The sequence below is a fragment of the Agarivorans sp. QJM3NY_33 genome (assembly GCF_050870865.2).
Lineage (GTDB): Bacteria > Pseudomonadota > Gammaproteobacteria > Enterobacterales > Celerinatantimonadaceae > Agarivorans.
In genome coordinates, this window is the sequence record NZ_CP194039.2 from 543,779 (window position 1) to 567,234 (window position 23,456).

Sequence of the window (23,456 nt, forward strand, 5' to 3'; positions counted from 1 at the left end):
GTGTTTCACCCTCGCCATACCGTTGATTAAATGTAGTTTAGTTGCATCTATTGACGCTAAAACCTGATCACCAGAGAGGCTAATTTGGTCAGTTGAGGTGGAGTGTTTATAGCTTTTGTTATATGGTTGTGCCGCATTATATAGGAAGGGCCCATGCCAGCTATCCACAACACTACGCAGCCTGCTTTCAGTTACCTCGATTTTGAACGTGAAGCTTGGGCAACACTCCGCCAATCGGTTCCGCTTACCCTTAATGAAACCGATTTAGAAAACATTCGCGGGATTAATGAAGCTTTATCATTACAACAGGTATGTGATATTTATTTGCCCTTATCGCGTTTGCTCAATCTCTACGTGAAGGCCCGACAAAATCGCCGTGAAGTTCTTGCAGACTTTTTAGGCAGTGCTAAACATGTACCATACATTATTGGTGTTTCCGGCAGTGTAGCTGGAGGTAAAAGCACCACTTCAAGGATTTTGCAGGCGCTATTGCAACGTTGGCCGGAACATCCAAAGGTCGATATTGTCACGACTGATGGATTTCTTTACCCCAATGAAGAGCTAGAAGCCAAGGGCTTAATGCAACGCAAAGGATTTCCTGAAAGCTATGATAAAAAAGCACTTTTGGCTTTTGTCGCGGCCTTGAAAGCGGGACAGCCGAAGGTGAGCGCCCCGATCTATTCCCATTCATCATATAACATTGTGAAAGGTCGGCGGGTTGAGGTAGAGCAGCCTGATATCGTCATTTTGGAAGGCTTGAATGTGCTGCAATCGGCAGAAGGGCAGCCAGGACAACAGCGGCCACTATACGTATCCGATTACCTCGACTTCTCCATTTTTGTAGACGCAGAGCCTAGCCTATTGGAAGTGTGGTATGTGGACCGCTTTAAAAAATTACGCGGTAGTGCTTTCACCAACCCCGATAACTACTTTCATCATTATGCAAAATTAGATGAAACGCATGCCGCTAAGATTGCGGCACAAATTTGGACCAGTATCAACTACGTTAATTTAGTTGAAAATATTTTGCCGACTCGTGAGCGCGCCGATCTGATTTTGGAAAAGGGGCCAAATCACGAGGTAAGTCGAGTACGGTTGAGAAAATGAGTGTTCAGCAATCTTTTATTCGTAACGCTAGCCTTAAGCATTTAAATAGTTTTGGGCTTGAGCTAAAAGCAGATTACCTGTTTGAATTAGAACAGGTACAACAGTTACCAGCCTTGTTTGAATGGGTGAAGGCCAAGCAATTAAGTTGGCTGATTATTGGGAGCGGCTCAAATCTATTATTAACAGAAGACTTTAAGGGTTTAGTTATCCTTAATCGGCTGCGTGGGGTCCAAGTCGAGGATAACGCACAAGCGATTCAGTTAACTGTAGCGGCTGGGGAAGACTGGCAGCACCTTGTGCAGTGGACGATTTCGCAAGGCCTACCCGGTTTAGAAAATTTGGCCTTGATCCCAGGAACTGCTGGTGCGGCACCGGTGCAAAACATTGGTGCCTATGGTTTAGAGTTTGCCGATTGTTGTCATGCCGTGAGCTATTTTTCGTTTGACGATTTTAGTGTTCAACGGTTAACTGCTGCGGAGTGCGAGTTTGGCTATCGGGATAGTATTTTCAAACGGCGCCTAAAAAATCAGGGCTTAATTACCGAGGTAGAGTTATCGCTTGCAAAAGCATGGCGAGCCTCAATTCATTACGCTGGACTCGATCGATTAGCCCCAAGTGCCAGTGCACAGCAGGTATTTGATACCGTTTGTCAGCTTAGAAAGGCTAAGCTCCCTAATCCGACTTTACTGGGTAACGCGGGGAGTTTTTTCAAGAACCCAGTCATTGCTCAGGAGCAAGTCGATAGTTTAGTGAACCAGTACCCTAAATTAGTACATTATCCAGCCGCCGGCGGGCAGAGAAAGTTGGCAGCTGGTTGGTTAATCGACCATTTAGGCTTGAAAGGCTATCGTATTGGAGACGCAGCGGTGCATCAAGAGCAAGCATTAGTATTAGTCAATCACGGGCATGCTAGTGCTGCGCAATTATTGAGCTTATGCCAATACATTCGAAACCAAGTTTGGCAGGCATTTGGCATTGTGCTTGAGCCGGAAGTGCGGTTTATTGGGGCCGATGGTGAAGTGGCACCGGATTCGGTGTTGGGGCGACCCAATGAATGAAGATAAGGCCTATCGCCTCATTCAATACTTAGCAAATGGTGAGTTTTGCTCAGGTGAGCGCTTAGCGCAACTGTTGGCCGTATCAAGAACCACCGTAGCGACTTATGTTAAACAATTTGGTCAGCTGGGTTTGGATATCTTTAGCGTGAAAGGTAAAGGCTATCGTTTAGTTCAGCCCTTATCTTTACTTGATATCGACCGTCTGCAAGCCGAGCTTTCCGTTCATTCACCTAAATTACTACATCAAGTGGATTCAACCAATGCCTGGTTGAATCGCCATCAGGCTGAGCTGAGCCATGGTCAGTTAGTGATGACCGAATATCAAAGTGCAGGACGCGGGCGTCGCGGCCGGGCCTGGCAAACCCCTTATGCGGGACAGCTTTGTATGTCTTTATTGTGGTGCTTGCAAGATGGTATTGAAGCCGCAATGGGGCTGAGCCTTGCCGTTGGTTTAGCTATCGTCGAGGCGTTAGAAGCAGAGGGTTATCGAGATCTCGGCTTAAAATGGCCGAATGACATCTATCTTGGTTCGGCAAAATTGGGTGGCGTGCTTATTGAAATGCAAGGGCAGGCGAATAGCACGGTGAATCTAGTGATTGGTTTGGGGGTCAATGTCCGCGTTACGGAGTCGAAGGGGCAGTTGATAGACCAAGCTTTTGCGCAACTCGAAGTCGCGGGCGAACCGACGGTTGATCGAACTGCATTAACAATTGCTATCGTCCACTCGCTCAATCAGATGTTTGACATATTTAAAGAGCAGGGTTTTGTTGCCTTGCAACAACGTTGGAATCGCTACGATATTTTTCGTGATAAAAATGTAACGTTGCACTTTTCCGAACACAAACAAGTCTCTGGGATAGCAAAAGGCGTTGACCGACAAGGTCAATTATTAGTTGAACAAGAGAGTGGTTTACAAGCCTATATGGCCGGAGAAGTGTCACTTCGTGGCCAATAAATGAGCCTAATGGCTGATTTTTGCGCGTTTGCACCTTTCCTGCAGTTTTTTTTGTATTTGCTTGTTGCATTTAATAAAGGCATTACATAGAATGCGCAGCACTTAAGCGATGCCGATTTAGCTCAGTTGGTAGAGCAACTGACTTGTAATCAGTAGGTCGCCAGTTCGACTCCGGCAATCGGCACCATCTCTTAAGTAGGCTTCACCTTGTATTTATAGGTGATTGTGTGGGGGGGTTCCCGAGTGGCCAAAGGGAGCAGATTGTAAATCTGCCGCGAAAGCTTCGATGGTTCGAATCCGTCCCCCCCCACCATTATTTTTGGTAGTAGGTCGTCTTCCAAAAGGTTTGATGCGGGCATCGTATAATGGCTATTACCTCAGCCTTCCAAGCTGATGATGCGGGTTCGATTCCCGCTGCCCGCTCCAATGCTGATATAGCTCAGTTGGTAGAGCGCACCCTTGGTAAGGGTGAGGTCGGCAGTTCGAATCTGCCTATCAGCACCACTCCTTTTCAAGTCTCCCTATTACTTTTTACCGTTCGGTAAACGCAAACCAATGGTGCTTTGGTGCCAATGACCTTTATCCAGAGGGACTATTATGTCTAAAGAAAAATTTGAACGTAATAAACCGCATGTAAACGTTGGTACTATTGGCCACGTTGACCACGGTAAAACAACTTTAACAGCGGCTATTACTAACGTATTGGCAAAAGTATACGGCGGTGAAGCAAAAGATTTCGCAGCAATCGATAACGCTCCAGAAGAGCGCGAGCGTGGTATTACAATCTCAACTTCACACGTTGAGTACGATACACCGACTCGTCACTATGCACACGTTGACTGTCCTGGACACGCCGACTATGTGAAAAACATGATTACCGGTGCTGCACAAATGGACGGCGCTATCTTAGTAGTTGCTTCTACCGATGGCCCAATGCCACAAACGCGTGAGCACATTCTGCTTTCTCGTCAGGTAGGTGTACCTTACATCATCGTATTCATGAACAAATGTGACATGGTAGATGATGAAGAGCTTCTAGAATTAGTAGAAATGGAAGTACGTGAACTTCTATCAGAATACGAATTCCCTGGTGATGACTTACCAGTGATTCAAGGTTCAGCTTTGAAAGCCCTAGAAGGCGAAGAAGCATGGGAAGCAAAAATCATTGAGCTTGCAGAAGCTTTAGATTCTTACATTCCAGAGCCAGAGCGTGACATCGACAAGCCATTCCTACTACCAATTGAAGATGTATTCTCAATTTCAGGTCGTGGTACCGTGGTAACCGGTCGTGTTGAGCGTGGTATCATCAAAGTTTCAGAAGAAATTGAAATTGTTGGTATCAAAGAAACCACCAAAACAACTTGTACTGGTGTTGAAATGTTCCGCAAATTGCTTGACGAAGGTCGTGCAGGTGAGAACTGTGGTATTTTGTTACGTGGTACCAAGCGTGATGACGTCCAACGTGGTCAAGTATTGGCGAAACCAGGTTCAATTACTCCACACACCAAGTTCGAAGCTGAAGTATACGTACTAAGCAAAGATGAAGGTGGTCGTCACACACCATTCTTCAAAGGTTACCGTCCACAGTTTTACTTCCGTACAACTGACGTAACTGGTGCGGTAGAGCTTCCAGAAGGCGTAGAAATGGTTATGCCTGGCGACAACTTGAAATTTGTTGTTGAGCTAATCTGCCCAATCGCGATGGACGAAGGTTTACGCTTCGCAATCCGTGAAGGTGGCCGTACAGTAGGTGCGGGTGTTGTAGCTAAAATCTTCGAATAAGAAGTTAGCACAAGCAAGAAAGGTCGCTTAGGCGGCCTTTTTTATTGCCTCAAGAAAAGTAAGCGTGATTATTCTGCTTGTTAGAATAGCTCCAAGTTGATTGTGCGCACGCCAAGGCGTTTCAGCATACCTCGCTTAGGGTGTCGTCCTGAGACAGCGGAGCAGCTGCAGGTCACTAATACCAAGCTAACTCATCATCGGTTGATTTTTGCTCGCTAAATCACCACTAACAGCTTGATTTATCTCGTATTAGAGCCACGAGTGACTGTGCTCCATGGCTGCTTATCGGCAGATTTATTCTGCGCAATAAGTTGATCCCAGATTGGTAGAAGTCGGTTCGGTAAATGCCGCTAAGCAGGCGCGGAAGAGTTTATCCGGAAAAATTGGCTGAAGCGGGTGTTGACTATTCTTTTCTGACAATGAAAATGCTAGATTGATGCTTAATCTGCGCCGCAACTTAGAGCTTTAAGCTAAGCCACTAAGGTAAGAGATCCTAGTAAAGTTTAAGAGGTAAGCCTAGTTTTTATATGACCCTATTGCTGATTTATCTTGTTATTGCTATCGGTGTTTCATTTGTATGTTCGATTCTTGAGGCGGTGCTGTTATCGATCACACCAAGTTATGTTGCCACCCTGCATAAACAAGACCCTGTAAAAGGACAAGCTCTGACAAAGGTAAAAGATAATCTAGAGCATTCCATTGCCTGTATTTTGATCCTGAATACCTTTGCCCATACCATGGGAGCCGCTGGCGTGGGTTCTCAGGCCCTGCAAGTATTTGGCCCCAAGTGGGAAAGCCTGATTGCAGTGTTACTGACTCTGGCCATCTTGTATTTTTCTGAAATCATCCCAAAAACATTAGGCGCGAATTACTGGCGGGTGTTAGCGTATCCTCGGCAAAACTGATTTCCTTGTTAACAAAACTGGTGTACCCACTGGTATGGCTGTCGGGTTATATCACCTGCATATTCCGACGCGATGAAACGGATAGTATCAGCCGAGAAGAGATCCAGGCCTTTACCACATTGGGTTATGAAGGCGGTGCGCTGGCAAAACAAGAGAGTATGCTATTAGCTAATATTCTTGGCTTGAGGGAGCGCATTACTCAGCAAATTCTGACCCCGCGCACCGTTGTGCATGCCTTTGAGCAAGACGACTCGGTGAATCAGGCGCTGGATAATGAAATGACTCCGCGCTTTAGTCGCTTTCCGGTTTACAAAGATAACATCGACAGTATTGTTGGTGTGATCAGTCACCGCAGTCTTGCCGAGCTGGCTCGCCGTGGGAAGGGGGACCAAACGCTGCGAAGTATACTGCAACCGATCCATCGTGTGTCTGAGAAGCTACCCTGTTTGCAATTATTGGATTTGTTTATTTCACGTAAAGAACACCTTTTTGTTGTGGAAGATCAATATGGTCAGACCGCTGGGATAGTGAGTTTGGAAGATGTGATCGAGACTTTACTGGGCCGAGAAATTGTTGACGAGACCGATGTGGTGGAAGATATGCAGCAGTTTGCCAAGGCTCAGTTCCGCGATCGTTTAAGGCGGAACGGTAAGCGAGTTAAATGAAACCCCAAGAAACCCGCTCCGTCCCACAATCTTGGCACTATTTTGCCAATTTAAGGGTTACAATCTTTAAACAAAGTGCCTATAATGTCGGGCTTCGTACTATAGGGGTGTAGTTCCAATGGCAGAACGTCGGATTCCAAATCCGAATGTTGGGAGTTCGAATCTCTCCACCCCTGCCACTATCCCTTTATAGAAGGGATTTTTGATTTTGTGGGATTATTTGCAGGTTGTTTGATGAGTACCAGTACTGAAAACCAAAGTGGGTCGTTAGATGGCCTAAAATGGGCCTTAGCGGCTCTAATTTTAATCGCCGCTGTGGTAGGTAACTACCTATACACAGATATCTCGGTATTAGTTCGTGTGCTTGGCGTAGTCATCGCAGCCGTTGCTGCACTCGCTATTGCTTCACAAACTAATAAAGGCAAGCAAGCTTTTGTCTTTGCTAAAGAATCGCGTATGGAAGTGCGTAAGGTTATCTGGCCAACTCGTCAAGAAGCCATTCAAACTACCATGATTGTATTAGCTGCTACTGCATTCATGTCGCTAATTTTATGGGGATTAGACGCCATCTTAGTTCGTCTGGTTGCCTTTGTTACAGGGGTGAGTATCTAATGACTGAAGAGCGCAAATTACGTTGGTACGTGGTCCAAGCATTCTCTGGCTATGAAGGGCGCGTATCTAAGTCGTTAAAAGAATATATTCAAATCCATGCGATGGAAGATTCTTTTGGTGAAATCTTGGTCCCGACTGAAGAAGTCGTAGAGATGCGCGCGGGTCAAAAACGTAAGAGCGAGCGTAAATTCTTTCCCGGTTATGTTCTGGTGCAAATGGAGCTTAACGATGAAAGTTGGCACCTTGTGAAAAGTGTGCCGCGGGTATTAGGTTTCATTGGTGGTACTGCTGAGCGTCCGGCACCCATTTCTGATAAAGAAGCTCAGGCCATTCTTGATCGTTTGGATGAAACCAGCGATAAGCCAAGACCTAAGACATTATTCGAACCAGGCGAAGTGGTTCGGGTTACCGACGGTCCTTTTGCCGACTTCAATGGTACCATCGAAGAAGTGGATTACGAAAAGAGCCGGGTGAAAGTATCAGTATTGATCTTTGGTCGGGCAACTCCTGTCGAGTTGGAATTTGGCCAGATCGAGAAAGGTTGATAAAAACTAAACAATTGGTTGTTTTTAGGGCAGAGGATCGCTTATAATCCGCTGCCCTTTGTTCCATCGGGAAGCCAACTGCACTTGCAGGAGGCGTTTGAACCCAAAATAAGGTAAATCTAAAATGGCTAAAAAAGTCCAAGCTTATATTAAGCTTCAAGTTGCTGCGGGTGCCGCAAACCCGTCACCACCAGTTGGTCCTGCTCTAGGTCAACACGGTGTAAACATCATGGAATTCTGTAAAGCGTTTAACGCAAAAACAGATTCAATTGAGAAAGGCGCGCCAGTACCAGTTGTTATTACTGTGTATGCTGATCGCTCTTTCACTTTTGAAACTAAAACTCCACCTGCTTCGTACTTGCTGAAAAAAGCTGCAGGTATTAAGTCTGGTTCTAGTGTTCCAAATAAAACTAAAGTTGGTACTGTAACGCGTGCTCAACTTGAAGAGATTGCTAACACTAAAGCTGTCGACATGACCGGTGCTGATTTAGACGCAATGGTTCGTTCAATTGAAGGATCTGCCCGCGCGATGGGCTTGGTTGTAGAGGGCTAATACGATGGCGAAAATTTCTAAGCGCATGCGTGCGATCAACGAAAAAGTTGATTCAACAAAAGAATACTCAATCAACGAAGCGGTAGCGCTTCTTCAAGAACTGGCTTCTGCTAAATTTCTTGAAAGTGTTGATGCCTCAGTAAACTTGGGTGTAGATCCTCGTAAATCAGACCAAAACGTACGTGGTGCAACTGTACTACCTCACGGTACTGGTCGTAACGTTCGCGTTGCAGTATTTACTCAAGGTGCAAACGCTGAAGCAGCTACAGAAGCCGGTGCCGATATCGTTGGTATGGATGACTTAGCTGCAAAAGTTAAAGCCGGTGAAATGGACTTCGACGTTGTGATTGCATCTCCAGATGCAATGCGCGTTGTCGGTCAACTAGGTCAAATCCTAGGTCCACGCGGTTTGATGCCTAACCCTAAAGTGGGTACGGTTACACCAAATGTTGCTGATGCGGTTAAATTAGCGAAAGCGGGTCAAATTCGTTACCGCAACGACAAAAACGGCATTATCCATACTACTATTGGTAAAGTTGATTTTGAAGCTGACAAGTTAAAAGAAAACTTGGAAGCGTTGGTTGTTGCTCTTCGCAAAGCGAAACCAGCTCAGTCTAAAGGTCAGTTCATCAAGAAAGTTAGCTTGTCTACCACCATGGGTGCTGGTTTAGCTATTGATGTTGCGACTTTAGATATTCAAGCTTAATATTTACAGAACGTGATATTTATACTATAATTTCGCGCTTTGTAATTATGGGTCAGGGCTTCGGCCCTCATCCAAGACCGTAGGTGCTTATTATGAGCTTAATTTCCTACGTAGATGGTGAGGAAACCCAAGAATAATTATTTATTCTGGAACACCAAGCCGTAAAGGTCTCTAATTCTTAGGATTAGAGGAAAGTAAACACCAGATTTATCTGGTATTGGAATCCAGGAGTAAAGCCAATGGCATTAAGACTCGAAGACAAGAAGCAAATTGTCGCTGACGTCAACGAAGCTGCCAAAGGTGCACTTTCTGCAGTAGTTGCTGATTCACGTGGCGTAACTGTAGGTGCGATGACTTCATTGCGTGCTAAAGCGCGTGAAGCTGGCGTATCTATGCAAGTGGTACGTAATACCCTTGCCCGCCGTGCAGTAGCTGGCACAGACCTAGAATGTCTCTCTGAGTCATTCATCGGTCCTACTTTGATTGCCTTCTCTAACGAGCACCCCGGTGCCGCAGCGCGTCTGTTAACAGACTTCGCTAAAGAGCAAGAAAAATTCGAAGTGCGTGCAGCAGCATTTGAAGGTGCATTAGCAGACGTAAACGTTCTTGCAAAACTACCAACTTACGACGAAGCAATTGCCAAGTTAATGGCAACTATGAAAGAAGCTTCAGCTGGCAAGTTGGTTCGCACTCTGGCCGCATTACGCGACCAAAAAGAGGCAGAAGCAGCATAATTTGCTTGTTGCTACATTATCTTATAAATTTAATTGAATTTAGGAATTTGAGTCATGTCTATCACTAAAGACCAAATTATCGAAGCTGTTGCTGAAATGTCAGTAATGGACGTTGTTGAACTAATCGAAGCTATGGAAGAGAAGTTCGGCGTATCTGCTGCTGCAGCTGTTGCTGTTGCTGGTGACGCTGGTGCGGCTGCTGAAGAGCAAACCGAATTTGACGTAATCTTAACTGCTGCTGGCGCAAACAAAGTATCTGCTATTAAAGCGGTACGTGCTGCTACCGGTCTTGGCTTGAAAGAAGCGAAAGGTTTAGTTGATTCAGCTCCTGCTGCTGTTAAAGAAGCAGTATCTAAAGAAGAAGCTGAAGCGCTTAAAGCTGCTCTTGAAGAAGCTGGTGCTTCTGTTGAAGTTAAGTAATCTGCTTATAAGTAGATTGCAGCCTTTATAGGCTATGGCTGGTGGTTATTTAACCACCGGCCTTTTTGCGCTGTAGGACGTCGTCTTTTTTATCACCGTTTTAGATGGTGCGTCTAGCAAAAAATTTAGGTGGGAAACATCTAAATACAAGACAAACGGTACGTAAGAACTGTCCCAGATTTTTTGCGGACAGAGTGGGTCACTTATCAGCGAGCTGAGGAACCATATGGTTTACTCTTATACAGAGAAAAAACGCATTCGTAAGGACTTTGGAAAACGTCCTCAAGTAGTGGACACGCCTTACCTGCTTTCAATACAGCTTGACTCTTTTGAGAAATTCATAGAGATCGATCCTGAAGGCGAGTATGGGCTGGAAGCTGCATTCCGCAGTGTATTCCCGATTGCCAGTTATTCAGGATATTCAGAGCTACAGTACGTTAGCTATCGTCTTGGCGAGCCGGTGTTTGACGTTAAAGAATGTCAAATTCGTGGAGTCACCTACTCTGCTCCCTTGCGCGTTAAATTGCGTTTAGTGTTGTTTGACCGTGAAGCTCCGGCTGGCACGGTGAAAGACATCAAAGAGCAAGAAGTTTACATGGGTGAAATTCCCTTGATGACAGGTAACGGTACTTTTGTAATTAACGGTACCGAGCGTGTTATCGTATCCCAACTACACCGTAGCCCGGGTGTGTTTTACGACCACGATCGTGGTAAAACGCATTCATCAGGTAAGGTCTTATATAACGCTCGCGTTATTCCTTACCGCGGTTCGTGGTTAGATTTCGAATTCGATCCGAAAGATAATTTATTTGTTCGTATTGACCGTCGTCGCAAACTACCGGCCTCGATCATTTTGCGTGCTTTAGAAATGACCACCCAAGAAATCTTGGCAACTTTCTTCGATACCACCACCTTTGAATTGAAGGATGGCAAGGTGTTGATGGAGTTAGTGCCATCTCGCTTACGCGGTGATACGGTTTCTTTTGATGTGATCTTGAATGGCGAAGTTTTAATTGAAACTGGTCGCCGGGTGACAGCTCGTCACATTCGTCAATTGGAAAAATCTGGTATTGAGCAGATTGAAGTCCCAGTCGAGTACCTTGCCGATAAAGTGCTTGCGGAAGACTACGTTGATGAAGCCACTGGTGAAATCATTGCAGAAGCAAACAGCGAATTAAACTTAGAGTTGATCGCAGCTTTAGCGCAAGCGGGTTATTCGATGTTGAAAACCATCTATACCAATGACTTGGATAATGGTTCATTCATCTCGGATACTTTACGTGTAGATTCATCGACTAATCGTCTTGAGGCCTTAGTTGAAATTTACCGCATGATGCGCCCAGGTGAGCCACCAACAAAAGATGCTGCCGAAGCACTATTCGAGAACTTGTTCTTTAATGGTGACCGTTATGACTTATCTACTGTTGGCCGTATGAAGTTCAACAGTCGTGTTGGTCGTGACGACGGACGAGTTGCTGGTGTGCTCGACAAAGACGACATCATTAAAGTGATGCAAATGCTGATCGAGATCCGCAATGGTCGTGGTGAAGTCGATGATATCGATCACCTCGGTAATCGTCGTATCCGTAGCGTTGGTGAAATGGCCGAAAACCAATTCCGTGTTGGTTTAGTTCGTGTAGAGCGTGCAGTTAAAGAGCGTTTGAGTCTCGGTGATCTTGACGCCTTGATGCCACAAGACTTAATTAACGCCAAGCCGATTTCGGCTGCGGTAAAAGAGTTCTTTGGTTCCAGCCAATTGTCGCAATTTATGGACCAAAACAACCCGCTTTCTGAAGTAACACACAAACGTCGTGTTTCTGCCTTAGGCCCGGGTGGTTTGACTCGCGAACGTGCTGGCTTTGAAGTACGTGACGTACACCCAACGCACTATGGTCGTTTATGTCCGATTGAAACGCCAGAAGGTCCAAACATTGGTTTGATTAACTCATTAGCAGTTTATTCACGCACCAATGAGTTTGGCTTCTTGGAGACGCCATACCGTAAAGTGATCAACAGTGTTATTACTGATGAAGTTGATTACTTGTCGGCCATTGATGAAGGCACCTACGTGATCGCTCAGGCGAACGCAGAGGTAGATGCCGATGGTAAGTTACTAGAAACCGATTTAGTGCCTTGTCGCCATAAAGGCGAATCGACTTACATGCCGACTGATCAAATTCAGTATATGGATGTGAGCCCGCAGCAAATTATTTCTGTTGCTGCTTCGTTGATTCCGTTCTTAGAACACGATGATGCGAACCGGGCATTGATGGGTTCAAACATGCAACGTCAGGCAGTTCCAACGCTGCGTGCTGATAAACCATTGGTTGGTACTGGTATTGAACGTGCGGTTGCCGTTGATTCCGGTGTGACCGTGGTATCTAAGCGTGGTGGTACTGTTGATTATGCTGACGCAAGTCGTATTGTTGTTAAAGTAAATGAAGACGAAATGAGTCCTGGTGAAGCAGGTATCGACATTTACAGTTTAACCAAATACACCCGTTCTAACCAAAATACCTGTATTAACCAACGTCCAGTGGTAAAAGCTGGTGAGTTTGTTTCTAAAGGCGATGTACTCGCAGATGGCCCTTCAACTGACTTAGGTGAGTTGGCGTTAGGTCAAAATATGCGCGTCGCGTTTATGCCTTGGAATGGTTATAACTTCGAAGATTCGATCGGTATTTCTGAAAACGTGGTGAAAGAAGATCGCTTCACTACGATTCACATTCAAGAATTAAGCTGTATTGCTCGTGATACCAAATTGGGAAGCGAAGAGATTTCAGCAGATATTCCTAACGTGGGTGAATCCGCACTGAGCAAACTTGATGAGTCAGGTATTGTGTATGTGGGGGCAGAAGTTAAGCCTGGTGATATTCTGGTCGGTAAGGTTACGCCGAAGGGTGAAACTCAGTTGACACCTGAGGAGAAACTTTTACGAGCTATCTTCGGTGAGAAAGCGTCGGATGTGAAAGATACATCCCTACGAGTACCTAATTCAGTATTTGGTACCGTAATTGACGTTCAGGTGTTCACTCGTGATGGCGTAGAAAAAGACAAGCGAGCTCAAGAAATTGAGTCAATGCAGCTGAAAGAAGCGAAGAAAGATCTTACCGAGGAATTCAAAATCCTTGAAGAGGGTATCTTTGCTCGTGCTAAATCAGTATTGATGAACGCTGGTAAGTCAGAATCAGACCTAAATCGCCAAGCGCCTACAGAATGGTTGCAAGCGGCATTAAGTGATGAAGCAGCACAAACCCAGTTAGAACAAATTGCTGAGCAATACGACGAAATCAAAGCCGAGTTTGACAAGCAATTCGACATTAAGCGCCGTAAGATCACTCAAGGTGATGATTTAGCGCCTGGTGTATTGAAAATTGTGAAAGTTTACTTAGCTGTTAAACGTCGTATTCAGCCTGGTGACAAGATGGCGGGTCGTCACGGTAACAAAGGTGTAATTTCTACCATTGTTCCTCGTGAAGATATGCCTTATGACGAAACTGGCCGTCCAGTAGACATCTGCTTGAACCCGCTAGGTGTACCATCGCGGATGAACATTGGTCAGATCCTAGAAACCCACTTAGGCCTCGCGGCTAAAGGTGTGGGTGAGAAAATCGACGAAATGCTGAAAGTTCAGCGTGAAATCGAAATGGATAAACTGCGTGATTTCATTCAGAAAGTGTACAACGTCGGTGATGATACACTGAAAGTTGACATTGCTAGCTTCACCGATGAAGAAGTAATGACACTGGCGAAGAACCTACGTGGTGGTGTGCCAATGGCAACCCCAGCATTTGATGGTGCTAAAGAAGCTGAAATCAAAGAGCTATTGCGCTTAGCCGATTTGCCTGATTCAGGCCAAATTGTGTTATGTGATGGTCGTACCGGTCAAGAATTTGAGCGCCCTGTAACCGTGGGTTACATGTACATGTTGAAATTGAACCACTTGGTTGATGACAAGATGCATGCTCGTTCTACTGGTTCTTACAGCTTAGTTACACAGCAACCGCTTGGTGGTAAAGCCCAGTTTGGTGGTCAGCGTTTCGGTGAGATGGAAGTATGGGCACTTGAAGCTTATGGTGCCGCTTACACCTTACAGGAAATGCTCACGGTTAAATCCGATGATGTGAACGGTCGTACTAAAATGTACAAAAATATCGTTGACGGTAATCATCAGATGGAACCCGGCATGCCAGAGTCGTTCAATGTACTACTTAAAGAAATTCGCTCTTTGGGTATTAATATTGAGTTAGACGAGCTGTAAGCACAGGACTTCACCTGATTTAAAAGCAAGGCGGGCGTTTCATGAGAAACGCCCCAGGTTTAACTCCGACTGGAGAGAAACGTGAAAGATTTACTTAAGTTTCTTAAGCAACAAAGCAAGACCGAAGAGTTTGAAGGCATTAAAATTGGCCTAGCTTCACCCGATCAGATCCGTAGTTGGTCTTTTGGTGAAGTTAAAAAACCAGAAACGATTAACTATCGTACCTTTAAGCCTGAGCGCGACGGTCTATTCTGTGCCCGTATTTTCGGTCCAGTAAAAGATTACGAATGTTTGTGTGGAAAATACAAGCGTTTGAAACACCGTGGCGTAATTTGTGAGAAGTGTGGCGTTGAAGTTACACAATCTAAAGTGCGTCGTGATCGGATGGGCCACATCGAGCTTGCGTCTCCTGTAGCGCACATCTGGTTCCTTAAATCGTTACCATCACGTATCGGTTTGTTACTTGATATGACGCTACGTGATATTGAACGAGTACTTTACTTCGAATCATTTGTTGTGACTGAGCCTGGTATGACTAGCTTAGAGCGCGGCCAAATGTTAACCGAAGAAACTTACTTAGATTCTCTTGAAGAATACGGTGACGAGTTCGAAGCCAAAATGGGTGCCGAAGCTGTATTAGCTCTGCTACGTCATTTAGAGCTTGATCGAGAAATCGAAGTGATGCGCGAAGAGTTGCAAACTACCAACTCAGAAACCAAGCGTAAGAAGACTACCAAGCGTCTGAAACTGATGGAAGCGTTCCGCGATTCAGGGAATAAACCTGAGTGGATGATTATGACCGTATTACCGGTTCTTCCACCTGATTTACGCCCATTAGTACCACTTGATGGCGGCCGTTTTGCGACTTCTGATTTGAACGACTTATATCGTCGTGTGATCAACCGTAATAACCGCTTGAAGCGTCTATTAGACTTGGCTGCCCCAGACATTATTGTGCGTAACGAGAAGCGGATGCTGCAAGAAGCGGTTGATGCCTTGTTGGATAATGGTCGTCGTGGTCGTGCGATTACTGGTTCTAATAAACGTCCGCTTAAATCTTTGGCTGATATGATCAAAGGTAAGCAAGGTCGTTTCCGCCAGAACTTGCTGGGTAAACGTGTTGATTACTCTGGTCGTTCAGTAATTACCGTGGGTCCAACACTGCGTTTACACCAGTGTGGTCTACCGAAGAAAATGGCTCTTGAGCTGTTTAAACCGTTCATCTATGGCAAGCTTGAATTGCGTGGTTTAGCGACCACCATTAAAGCAGCCAAGAAGATGGTTGAACGCGAAGGTGGTGAGGTTTGGGATATTCTTGAAGAAGTTATCCGCGAACACCCGGTATTACTTAACCGTGCACCAACCTTGCACCGTTTGGGTATTCAAGCCTTTGAACCAGTGTTAATTGAAGGTAAAGCGATTCAGTTACACCCATTGGTATGTGCGGCATATAACGCCGATTTCGATGGTGACCAAATGGCGGTACACGTACCGTTAACTATTGAAGCGCAGTTAGAAGCACGTTCGTTGATGATGTCCACCAACAACGTACTATCGCCAGCTAACGGTGAACCGATTATCGTGCCTTCGCAAGACGTTGTCTTGGGTTTGTATTACATGACTCGGGAACGAGTGAATGCGCAAGCCGAAGGTATGTATCTGTCAGGACCGAAAGAAGCTGAGAAGCTTTATCGTTCTAAACAGGCCAGCATACACGCACGAGTTAATGTGCGAATCACCGAAGTGATTGTTGCTGAAGACGGCTCTAAGATCGAAAAGACCGAAATCAAAAAAACCACGATTGGTCGTGCTATCTTGTGGTTAATCGTACCGAAAGGTTTACCTTTTGAATTGGTTAACCGAGCAATGGGTAAGAAGCAGATCTCTGGTTTACTGAACACCTGTTACCGTAAACTAGGTTTGAAGTATTCAGTTATTTTCGCTGACCAATTGATGTACACCGGCTTCCATTACGCAACTTTGTCTGGTGCCTCTGTAGGTATTAATGACATGGTTATTCCTGCCGCGAAGAAAGATATCGTGGATGAAGCCAGTGAAGAAGTGAGTGAAATTCAAGAGCAATTCCTAGCGGGTCTGGTAACTGCCGGTGAACGCTACAACAAAGTTATTGATATTTGGGCGTCAGCTAACGAAAAAGTTTCCAAAGCGATGATGGACAACTTGTCGACTGAGGTCGTGATCAATAGAGATGGTGAAGAAGAAGCGCAAGCGTCTTTCAACAGTATCTTTATGATGGCTGACTCCGGTGCGCGTGGTAGTGCTGCTCAGATCCGTCAGTTGGCGGGGATGCGTGGTTTGATGGCAAAACCGGATGGTTCGATTATCGAAACGCCGATTGTGGCTAACTTCCGCGAAGGCCTTAACGTACTTCAGTACTTCATCTCAACGCACGGTGCACGTAAAGGTTTGGCCGATACCGCACTGAAAACAGCAAACTCGGGTTATCTAACGCGCCGTTTGGTTGACGTTGCTCAAGATTTAGTGGTAACCGACACCGATTGTGGTACCGAAGAAGGTATCTTGATGACGCCTCATATCGAAGGCGGTGACGTTGTTGAGCCATTGCGTGAGCGTGTTCTTGGTCGGGTATTGGTTGGCGACGTCATCAAGCCAGGTACCGAAAATGAAGTGTTAATTAAATCTAAGACCTTGCTTGATGAAAAACTGTGTGACCTTCTTGAAGAGAATTCAGTTGATACCGTTAAGGTTCGCTCTGTAATTAGCTGTGAAAATGACTTTGGTGTTTGTGCACTTTGTTATGGTCGTGATCTTGCTCGAGGCCATTTGGTCGGTCGCGGTGAAGCGGTCGGTGTCGTTGCAGCACAATCGATTGGTGAGCCGGGAACCCAGCTTACCATGCGTACTTTCCACATTGGTGGTGCAGCGTCACGAGCGGCAGCAGAAAACAGTATCCAAGTGAAGAACGTGGGTACTATTAAGTTACATAACGCCAAGGTTGTGACGAATAACGAAGGTAAATTGGTTGTAACTTCGCGCTCTACCGAATTAACGATTATTGATGATTTGGGTCAGACCAAAGAAAGTCATAAATTGCAATATGGTAGTGTTTTGGAAGTTGCTGACGGTGGTGCGGTTAACTCTGGCGATACTATCGCTAATTGGGACCCACACACTCACCCGATTATCACTGAAGTACCTGGTCGCGTTAAATTCGTTGATATGGTTGAAGGTGTCACCATTAGTCGTCAAACCGATGAGCTAACCGGTCTTTCAAGCATTAACGTATTAGATCCGAACGAGCGCCCTAGTGCTGGTAAAGAAATGCGCCCAATGGTGAAATTGGTTGACGGTTCAGGCAATGATGTATTGATTGCTGGTACCGACATTCCTGCTCAGTACTTCCTACCAAGTAAATCAATCGTAAACTTGGAAGATAATGCTGAAGTAGGTGTGGGGGATGCGATTGCACGTATTCCGCAAGAATCAAGCGGTACTAAAGATATTACCGGTGGTCTACCTCGGGTTGCAGATCTATTCGAAGCTCGTCAACCGAAAGAACCTGCTATTCTTGCTGAGATCAGCGGTACCATTAGTTACGGTAAAGAAACTAAAGGTAAGCGTCGTTTAGTGATTACTCCAACGGATGCTGCTCCTTACGAGGAAATGATACCGAAGTGGCGTAACCTGAACGTGTTCGAAGGTGAGAAGGTTCAAAAAGGTGAGGTTATCGCCGATGGACCAGAGTCTCCACACGATATTTTACGCTTACGTGGTATCAGCCCTGTTGCGAACTACATTGTGAACGAAGTTCAAGATGTATATCGTTTACAAGGGGTGAAAATTAACGATAAGCATATCGAAACCATCGTGCGTCAAATGCTACGTAAGTGTTTGATTCTTGATGCGGGTGATTCTAGCTTCTTGCTCGGTGAACAGGCAGAAGTGGCACGGGTGAATATCGAAAACCGTGTGTTGGTTGCTGAAGGTAAGCGGCCAGCGGTTTACCGCCGTGAGCTACTGGGTATCACCAAGGCTTCACTATCTACGGAATCGTTTATTTCAGCGGCATCTTTCCAAGAAACCACACGCGTGCTTACCGAAGCGGCTGTGGGTGGAAAACAGGATGAGTTACGCGGTCTGAAAGAAAACGTGATTGTAGGTCGTTTGATCCCTGCGGGTACTGGTTATGCGTATCATGAAAAACGTCGTAATCAATCGGTTGCTCCAGCACCGATAACGGCGGATGAAGCTGCTGATAATTTGGCTGCTTTATTGAATGCTGCACCAAGTAGTGATGCTGAATAAGCTTTAGAGCTGGATAAAAAGGCGGCCATTGGCCGCCTTTTTTTATGCAAATAAATCGATGGTTAGCGCAAAATATTTGACAAGCGTATCCCCAAGTCACAGACTCCGGTTTTTAATATTAGTATTGAAGAGCATATTATGAGCAAACAAATTGTATCAAGCGATGCAGCACCTGCTGCGATAGGTCCATATTCTCAGGCAACAAAAATCGATGAATTGGTGTTTACTTCAGGACAGATCCCTTTAGTTCCAAGTAGCATGGAAATTGTCGATGGCGGTATTTCTGAGCAAACTCGTCAAGTGATGGAAAACTTAATGGCGGTATTAGCGGCTGCTGGTGCAGACCGGACCACGGTATTTAAGACTACTTGTTTTTTGAGCGATATGGCTAACTTTACTGCATTCAATACGGTGTATGCTGAATATTTTCCGGAAAATGCGCCGGCGCGTTCTTGTGTTGAAGTTGCGCGTTTACCCAAAGATGTTCTGGTTGAAGTTGAAGCTATCGCTCACATTAAGTAAACATGCTAAAAAATCTAAATTATGCCTTGGTTGTTACCAGTCCCTTATATGGTCGACAGGGCAGTGCGACTGCTCTAAATCTGGCAAATGCGATTGTTCAACAGGGGCATGCATTGAATACCGTATTCTTCTATTTAGAAGGGGTTTCCAATGCCATCGTGAGTGCTCTTCCTGCGAGTGATGAAGTTGACTTTCATCAAGCTTGGCTGGATCTGAAGGTCCGTGCCAATTGTGAGTTGTTAGTATGCAGTGCTGCAGCGTATCGACGTGGGGTTGTGACCCAGCAGGATGCGCAAAACCATGGTCTTGAGAGTTGGTCGATGAGTGAGCATTTTAGTATGTCCGGATTAGCCGAGATGTCGATGGCCATGCTTGCTGCCGACCGGGTGGTTCAACTGTGAATAAGGCATTAGTGTTCATTTTTGCGACTCCGCCTCATGGAACTTCTCTCGCCCGTGAGTCGCTCGATGCTTGTTTAGCGGCTTCAGCCGTGACCGAGGATGTGGTGGCTTACTTTGACGGTGAGGGTGTATGGCAGTTGTTGGTGAACCAACAGCCAGCAGGCATTTTGCAGCGGAATATTTTACCGACCTATGGTTTACTTGAGTTATACGATGTAGAGCAAGTTTTTGTTAATCCTTTGGCGTTAGCCGAGCGAGGACTGACACTGGAGCAATTGGCTATCCCTACAAAGGCATTGGCAAGTCAGGATTTTTGGACGCGTTATGGGCATGCCCATGCGATATTAAGGTTTTAAAATGCTTCATATTATGCGTCACAGTTATGCAAGTTCAGAGTTTCAAGCCTGTATCCAACAAATGGACGTTGACAGCCATTTGGTGTTGATTGAAGATGCTGTGTATGCCTTAGTCAAAGCTGATGCAAAGTTAGTGGCGTTAAGCGCACAGGGCCGTTTATCGGTGTTGTTGGATGATATGCAGGCTCGCGGACTTAAGATTAGCTCCTTTAATGCTATCGATTATCAACAATTTGTTCAGCTCACGGTAAGCCATACCCCCTGTCTCACTTGGTAAGCTATCCCTCAAGACTAAAAAATATTAGATTTAGGTGATTCGCAAGTCTTGACTCTTATCCGCGCAACGCATAAAATTTCGCCTCCCCAAAATAGGGGATAGATTTTTTCACATGTTTAAATGTAATTTCAGGAGCTATTTCGAATGGCAACGATTAACCAGTTGGTTCGTAAGCCACGTGCAAGCAAAGCTGTAAAAAGCAATGTACCTGCACTTGCTGCGTGTCCACAACGTCGTGGTGTATGTACTCGTGTATATACCACTACTCCAAAAAAACCTAACTCAGCATTACGTAAGGTCGCTCGTGTTCGTTTAACTAACGGATTCGAAGTAACTTCTTACATCGGTGGTGAGGGTCATAACTTACAAGAGCACTCAGTGATCTTGATCCGTGGTGGTCGTGTTAAAGACTTACCAGGTGTTCGCTACCACACCGTACGCGGCGCATTAGACTGTGCTGGCGTAAGTGATCGTCGTCAAGGACGTTCAAAATACGGCGCTAAACGTCCTAAGTCATAACGGCTCTCCGTTAAGTAAGGCCAAACATTTAGTTATAGCGAAATTTTTTTAAAATTCGTTTTGGGGAAACCTGAAGCATACCGGAGATATTCAAATGCCTAGACGTCGAGTGATCGGTCAACGCAAAATCTTGCCAGATCCTAAGTTCGGATCAGAACTTCTGGCTAAGTTCATCAACGTAGTAATGGTTGATGGTAAGAAATCTATTTCAGAAAAAATTGTTTATGGTGCATTAGACGGTGCAGCTGAGAAATCAGGCAAGTCTCACCAAGAAATTTTTGAAATTGCTCTTGAAAACGTGCGCCCATCGGTAGAGGTTAAATCTCGCCGTGTTGGTGGTTCTACTTACCAAGTACCTGTAGAAGTACGCCCTGTGCGTCGTAACACTCTAGGTATGCGTTGGATGGTAGATGCAGCACGTAAACGTGGTGAAAAATCTATGGCTTTACGTCTAGCGGGTGAAATCCTAGACGCGAGCGAAAACAAAGGTTCTGCGGTTAAGAAACGTGAAGACGTTCACCGTATGGCCGATGCAAACAAAGCGTTTGCTCATTACCGCTGGTAATTGCTTGCACAGCTGCTTAAAACAGCTGTGCTGCTTTCTATGTGAGACTAAGGATATTTCCTTAGCAAGAGGATAACAATGGCTCGTACAACTCCAATTGAGCGCTACCGCAATATCGGTATCTGTGCTCATGTTGACGCTGGCAAAACAACAACTACAGAGCGAGTCCTTTTCTATACCGGTCTATCTCATAAAATTGGTGAGGTACATGATGGCGCAGCTACCATGGACTGGATGGAACAAGAACAAGAACGCGGGATTACGATTACTTCTGCGGCGACGACCACTTTTTGGCGTGGTATGAATGCCCAATTTGAAGAACATCGTGTCAATATCATCGATACTCCTGGGCACGTTGACTTCACCATTGAAGTTGAACGTTCGTTGCGGGTATTAGATGGTGCTGTAGTTGTATTTTGTGGTTCATCAGGTGTTGAACCTCAATCTGAAACAGTGTGGCGTCAAGCCGATAAATATTCAGTGCCACGATTAGTATTCGTGAACAAAATGGATAGGGCTGGTGCAGATTTTGAACGGGTAATTGAGCAAATCCGTGATCGTTTAGGTGCTAATTGTGTACCTATTCAACTTAACATTGGTGCTGAAGAAGGATTCGTTGGAGTTATCGACCTAATTAAAATGAAGGCGATTAACTGGAGCGAAGCGGACCAAGGGACCACCTTTAACTATGAAGACATTCCAGCTGAATTAGTCGCCCGAGCTGAACAGCTTCACGAAGAACTCGTGGAAGCTGCTGCAGAGGCTAGCGATGAGCTTATGGATAAGTACTTGGAAGAAGGCGAGTTAAGTGAAAGCGAAATCAAGTTTGGCTTGCGTAAACGCACGCTAAACAACGAGATCGTGCTAGCGACATGTGGCTCGGCATTTAAGAACAAAGGTGTACAAGCTGTGCTTGACGCTGTTGTTGAATATTTGCCGGCGCCAAATCACGTTGCCGCTATTAAAGGTTTGGACGAGAAAGACAACGAAGTTGACTGTCCAGCAGATGACGATGCACCTTTTGCTGCGTTGGCGTTTAAAATTGCGACCGACCCATTTGTGGGAACGTTAACCTTTATGCGTGTTTATTCGGGAACGGTTGAAACCGGCACTGCGGTGTATAACTCGGTTAAACAAAAACGTGAGCGTCTTGGTCGTATGGTGCAGATGCATTCAAACGACCGGAAAGAGATCAAAGAAGTTCGTGCTGGTGATATTGCCGCTGCGATTGGTCTCAAAGACGTCACCACGGGTGACACTTTATGTGATATGAACAATAAAGTGGTTCTTGAGCGAATGGAATTCCCGGAGCCGGTGATTCAAATTGCGGTTGAGCCTAGAACTAAAGCAGACCAAGAAAGAATGGGTGTTGCTTTGGGGAAATTGGCCGCTGAGGATCCGTCGTTCCGCGTAGAAACTAATGAAGAATCTGGACAAACCCTTATCTCAGGTATGGGTGAGTTGCACTTAGATATCATCGTAGATCGCATGAAGCGTGAATTCAACGTGGATTGTAATGTAGGTAAACCTCAAGTTGCTTATCGCGAAGCGATTCGCAAGCAAGTTGAAGTGGAAGGAAAGTTTGTGCGTCAATCAGGTGGTCGTGGTCAATATGGTCATGTTTGGTTGCGTATGGAACCTCTAGAGCCAGGTGCTGGTTACGAATTTGTCAATGAGATTGTTGGTGGTACTGTTCCTAAGGAATACATCCCAGCGGTAGACAAAGGCTGTAAAGAGCAAATGGATCAGGGTGTGCTGGCGGGTTACCCAATGCTTGACGTTAAAGTCACTTTATTCGATGGTTCGTACCACGATGTTGACTCTAACGAAATGGCGTTTAAAATTGCCGGTGCAATGGGCTTCAGAAAAGGCGCATTGGATGCTGATCCAGTATTGCTTGAGCCGATGATGAAAGTAGAAGTTACAACTCCTGAAGATTGGATGGGAGATGTAGTGGGTGACTTGAATCGTCGTCGTGGCATAATTGAAGGCATGGACGATGGACCTGCGGGCTTAAAGATTATTAAGTCTAAAGTGCCGCTGTCTGCAATGTTCGGCTATGCTACAGATCTACGTTCGGCAACTCAAGGGCGTGCGTCGTACTCGATGGAGTTCACCGAGTACAGTGAAGCGCCCAAGAATGTTGCTGATGCTATTATTGAAGCAAAATAAACTAATTCAACTATGATTGATTTGTCTCTGGTTGAGGCAGGTCGGAATGGAAAA

General features: G+C 45.5%; 21 protein-coding genes and 5 tRNA genes. All 26 read left to right on the forward strand.

Annotated features, from left to right (window positions below; all coding sequences use genetic code 11):
• Positions 1-153 precede the first annotated feature (153 nt).
• The 26 genes from coaA (at position 154) to fusA (ending at position 23,402) form a co-directional block, all read left to right on the forward strand.
• The gene (coaA, locus tag ACRRSY_RS02410; protein WP_432454754.1) at positions 154-1,107 is read left to right on the forward strand and encodes a type I pantothenate kinase; all 954 of its coding nucleotides are present in this window, start codon (positions 154-156) and stop codon (positions 1,105-1,107) included.
• A complete protein-coding gene (murB, locus tag ACRRSY_RS02415) occupies positions 1,104-2,165 on the forward strand; it encodes a UDP-N-acetylmuramate dehydrogenase (protein WP_432464291.1) in 1,062 nt (353 codons plus the stop codon). The genes coaA and murB overlap by 4 nt, the downstream gene beginning before the upstream one ends.
• Positions 2,158-3,120, forward strand: a complete 963-nt coding sequence (gene birA, locus ACRRSY_RS02420; protein ID WP_432454752.1) for a bifunctional biotin--[acetyl-CoA-carboxylase] ligase/biotin operon repressor BirA — start codon at positions 2,158-2,160, stop codon at positions 3,118-3,120. The genes murB and birA overlap by 8 nt, the downstream gene beginning before the upstream one ends.
• A 111-nt stretch (positions 3,121-3,231) precedes the next feature.
• A tRNA-Thr gene (locus tag ACRRSY_RS02425) sits at positions 3,232-3,307 on the forward strand.
• 42 nt (positions 3,308-3,349) lie between these two features.
• Positions 3,350-3,433, forward strand: a tRNA-Tyr gene (locus ACRRSY_RS02430).
• 38 nt (positions 3,434-3,471) lie between these two features.
• Positions 3,472-3,546, forward strand: a tRNA-Gly gene (locus ACRRSY_RS02435).
• 2 nt (positions 3,547-3,548) lie between these two features.
• Positions 3,549-3,624, forward strand: a tRNA-Thr gene (locus ACRRSY_RS02440).
• Between the two features lie 93 nt (positions 3,625-3,717).
• Positions 3,718-4,902, forward strand: coding sequence for an elongation factor Tu (gene tuf, locus ACRRSY_RS02445; RefSeq protein WP_432454751.1), 1,185 nt, complete (start codon positions 3,718-3,720; stop codon positions 4,900-4,902).
• A 527-nt stretch (positions 4,903-5,429) separates the two neighbouring features.
• The gene (locus tag ACRRSY_RS02450; RefSeq protein WP_432464292.1) at positions 5,430-5,807 is read left to right on the forward strand and encodes a DUF21 domain-containing protein; all 378 of its coding nucleotides are present in this window, start codon (positions 5,430-5,432) and stop codon (positions 5,805-5,807) included.
• Positions 5,808-5,812: 5 nt separating this feature from the next.
• The gene (locus ACRRSY_RS02455) at positions 5,813-6,472 is read left to right on the forward strand and encodes a CBS domain-containing protein (protein ID WP_432464293.1); all 660 of its coding nucleotides are present in this window, start codon (positions 5,813-5,815) and stop codon (positions 6,470-6,472) included.
• A 103-nt stretch (positions 6,473-6,575) separates the two neighbouring features.
• Positions 6,576-6,651: transfer RNA gene (locus tag ACRRSY_RS02460), tRNA-Trp, on the forward strand.
• A gap of 55 nt (positions 6,652-6,706) precedes the next feature.
• Positions 6,707-7,084 carry a preprotein translocase subunit SecE gene (gene secE / locus ACRRSY_RS02465; RefSeq protein ID WP_432454749.1) on the forward strand — a complete coding sequence of 126 codons (378 nt, stop codon included), beginning with the start codon at positions 6,707-6,709 and terminating at the stop codon, positions 7,082-7,084.
• Positions 7,084-7,629, forward strand: coding sequence for a transcription termination/antitermination protein NusG (nusG, locus tag ACRRSY_RS02470; RefSeq protein WP_432454748.1), 546 nt, complete (start codon positions 7,084-7,086; stop codon positions 7,627-7,629). The genes secE and nusG overlap by 1 nt, the downstream gene beginning before the upstream one ends.
• A gap of 124 nt (positions 7,630-7,753) precedes the next feature.
• Complete coding sequence (rplK, locus tag ACRRSY_RS02475; protein ID WP_432454747.1) at positions 7,754-8,182, forward strand: 50S ribosomal protein L11; 429 nt, start codon at positions 7,754-7,756, stop codon at positions 8,180-8,182.
• A gap of 4 nt (positions 8,183-8,186) precedes the next feature.
• The gene (gene rplA / locus ACRRSY_RS02480; RefSeq protein ID WP_432454746.1) at positions 8,187-8,888 is read left to right on the forward strand and encodes a 50S ribosomal protein L1; all 702 of its coding nucleotides are present in this window, start codon (positions 8,187-8,189) and stop codon (positions 8,886-8,888) included.
• A gap of 239 nt (positions 8,889-9,127) precedes the next feature.
• Complete coding sequence (gene rplJ / locus ACRRSY_RS02485) at positions 9,128-9,622, forward strand: 50S ribosomal protein L10 (RefSeq protein WP_432454745.1); 495 nt, start codon at positions 9,128-9,130, stop codon at positions 9,620-9,622.
• Between the two features lie 54 nt (positions 9,623-9,676).
• Complete coding sequence (gene rplL / locus ACRRSY_RS02490) at positions 9,677-10,042, forward strand: 50S ribosomal protein L7/L12 (RefSeq protein WP_432454744.1); 366 nt, start codon at positions 9,677-9,679, stop codon at positions 10,040-10,042.
• 226 nt (positions 10,043-10,268) lie between these two features.
• On the forward strand, positions 10,269-14,303 hold the full coding sequence (gene rpoB, locus ACRRSY_RS02495; protein WP_432454743.1) for a DNA-directed RNA polymerase subunit beta: 4,035 nt from the start codon (positions 10,269-10,271) through the stop codon (positions 14,301-14,303).
• 81 nt (positions 14,304-14,384) lie between these two features.
• On the forward strand, positions 14,385-18,590 hold the full coding sequence (rpoC, locus tag ACRRSY_RS02500; RefSeq protein WP_432454742.1) for a DNA-directed RNA polymerase subunit beta': 4,206 nt from the start codon (positions 14,385-14,387) through the stop codon (positions 18,588-18,590).
• Between the two features lie 138 nt (positions 18,591-18,728).
• Entirely contained in the window at positions 18,729-19,112 is a 384-nt protein-coding gene (locus ACRRSY_RS02505; protein ID WP_432464294.1) for a RidA family protein, read from the forward strand.
• Between the two features lie 2 nt (positions 19,113-19,114).
• A complete protein-coding gene (gene tusD / locus ACRRSY_RS02510; RefSeq protein WP_432454740.1) occupies positions 19,115-19,513 on the forward strand; it encodes a sulfurtransferase complex subunit TusD in 399 nt (132 codons plus the stop codon).
• Positions 19,510-19,869 (forward strand): sulfurtransferase complex subunit TusC, encoded by a 360-nt coding sequence (tusC, locus tag ACRRSY_RS02515; protein WP_432454739.1) that lies wholly within the window; start codon positions 19,510-19,512, stop codon positions 19,867-19,869. Before tusD ends, tusC begins: the two co-directional genes overlap by 4 nt.
• A gap of 1 nt (position 19,870) precedes the next feature.
• Positions 19,871-20,146 (forward strand): sulfurtransferase complex subunit TusB, encoded by a 276-nt coding sequence (gene tusB / locus ACRRSY_RS02520; RefSeq protein ID WP_432454738.1) that lies wholly within the window; start codon positions 19,871-19,873, stop codon positions 20,144-20,146.
• A gap of 144 nt (positions 20,147-20,290) precedes the next feature.
• Positions 20,291-20,665: a 30S ribosomal protein S12 gene (gene rpsL / locus ACRRSY_RS02525; RefSeq protein ID WP_248714063.1), complete on the forward strand. Its 375-nt coding sequence runs from the start codon at positions 20,291-20,293 to the stop codon at positions 20,663-20,665.
• Positions 20,666-20,759: 94 nt separating this feature from the next.
• On the forward strand, positions 20,760-21,230 hold the full coding sequence (gene rpsG, locus ACRRSY_RS02530) for a 30S ribosomal protein S7 (protein ID WP_432454737.1): 471 nt from the start codon (positions 20,760-20,762) through the stop codon (positions 21,228-21,230).
• A gap of 78 nt (positions 21,231-21,308) precedes the next feature.
• Positions 21,309-23,402, forward strand: a complete 2,094-nt coding sequence (gene fusA / locus ACRRSY_RS02535; RefSeq protein ID WP_432454736.1) for an elongation factor G — start codon at positions 21,309-21,311, stop codon at positions 23,400-23,402.
• The last annotated feature ends 54 nt before the right edge of the window (positions 23,403-23,456 follow it).

What these genes read in the sequence shown, in the direction of transcription:
- rplJ (WP_432454745.1), top strand. Translation starts at nt 9,128, where the DNA reads ATGGCATTAAGACTCGAAGACAAGAAGCAAATTGTCGCTGACGTCAAC.
- birA (WP_432454752.1), top strand. Translation starts at nt 2,158, where the DNA reads ATGAATGAAGATAAGGCCTATCGCCTCATTCAATACTTAGCAAATGGT.
- rplK (WP_432454747.1), top strand. Translation starts at nt 7,754, where the DNA reads ATGGCTAAAAAAGTCCAAGCTTATATTAAGCTTCAAGTTGCTGCGGGT.
- rplA (WP_432454746.1), top strand. Translation starts at nt 8,187, where the DNA reads ATGGCGAAAATTTCTAAGCGCATGCGTGCGATCAACGAAAAAGTTGAT.
- coaA (WP_432454754.1), top strand. Translation starts at nt 154, where the DNA reads ATGCCAGCTATCCACAACACTACGCAGCCTGCTTTCAGTTACCTCGAT.
- tusB (WP_432454738.1), top strand. Translation starts at nt 19,871, where the DNA reads ATGCTTCATATTATGCGTCACAGTTATGCAAGTTCAGAGTTTCAAGCC.
- rplL (WP_432454744.1), top strand. Translation starts at nt 9,677, where the DNA reads ATGTCTATCACTAAAGACCAAATTATCGAAGCTGTTGCTGAAATGTCA.
- fusA (WP_432454736.1), top strand. Translation starts at nt 21,309, where the DNA reads ATGGCTCGTACAACTCCAATTGAGCGCTACCGCAATATCGGTATCTGT.
- rpsL (WP_248714063.1), top strand. Translation starts at nt 20,291, where the DNA reads ATGGCAACGATTAACCAGTTGGTTCGTAAGCCACGTGCAAGCAAAGCT.
- rpoB (WP_432454743.1), top strand. Translation starts at nt 10,269, where the DNA reads ATGGTTTACTCTTATACAGAGAAAAAACGCATTCGTAAGGACTTTGGA.
- rpsG (WP_432454737.1), top strand. Translation starts at nt 20,760, where the DNA reads ATGCCTAGACGTCGAGTGATCGGTCAACGCAAAATCTTGCCAGATCCT.
- ACRRSY_RS02505 (WP_432464294.1), top strand. Translation starts at nt 18,729, where the DNA reads ATGAGCAAACAAATTGTATCAAGCGATGCAGCACCTGCTGCGATAGGT.
- tusD (WP_432454740.1), top strand. Translation starts at nt 19,115, where the DNA reads ATGCTAAAAAATCTAAATTATGCCTTGGTTGTTACCAGTCCCTTATAT.
- ACRRSY_RS02450 (WP_432464292.1), top strand. Translation starts at nt 5,430, where the DNA reads ATGACCCTATTGCTGATTTATCTTGTTATTGCTATCGGTGTTTCATTT.
- murB (WP_432464291.1), top strand. Translation starts at nt 1,104, where the DNA reads ATGAGTGTTCAGCAATCTTTTATTCGTAACGCTAGCCTTAAGCATTTA.
- tuf (WP_432454751.1), top strand. Translation starts at nt 3,718, where the DNA reads ATGTCTAAAGAAAAATTTGAACGTAATAAACCGCATGTAAACGTTGGT.
- nusG (WP_432454748.1), top strand. Translation starts at nt 7,084, where the DNA reads ATGACTGAAGAGCGCAAATTACGTTGGTACGTGGTCCAAGCATTCTCT.
- secE (WP_432454749.1), top strand. Translation starts at nt 6,707, where the DNA reads ATGAGTACCAGTACTGAAAACCAAAGTGGGTCGTTAGATGGCCTAAAA.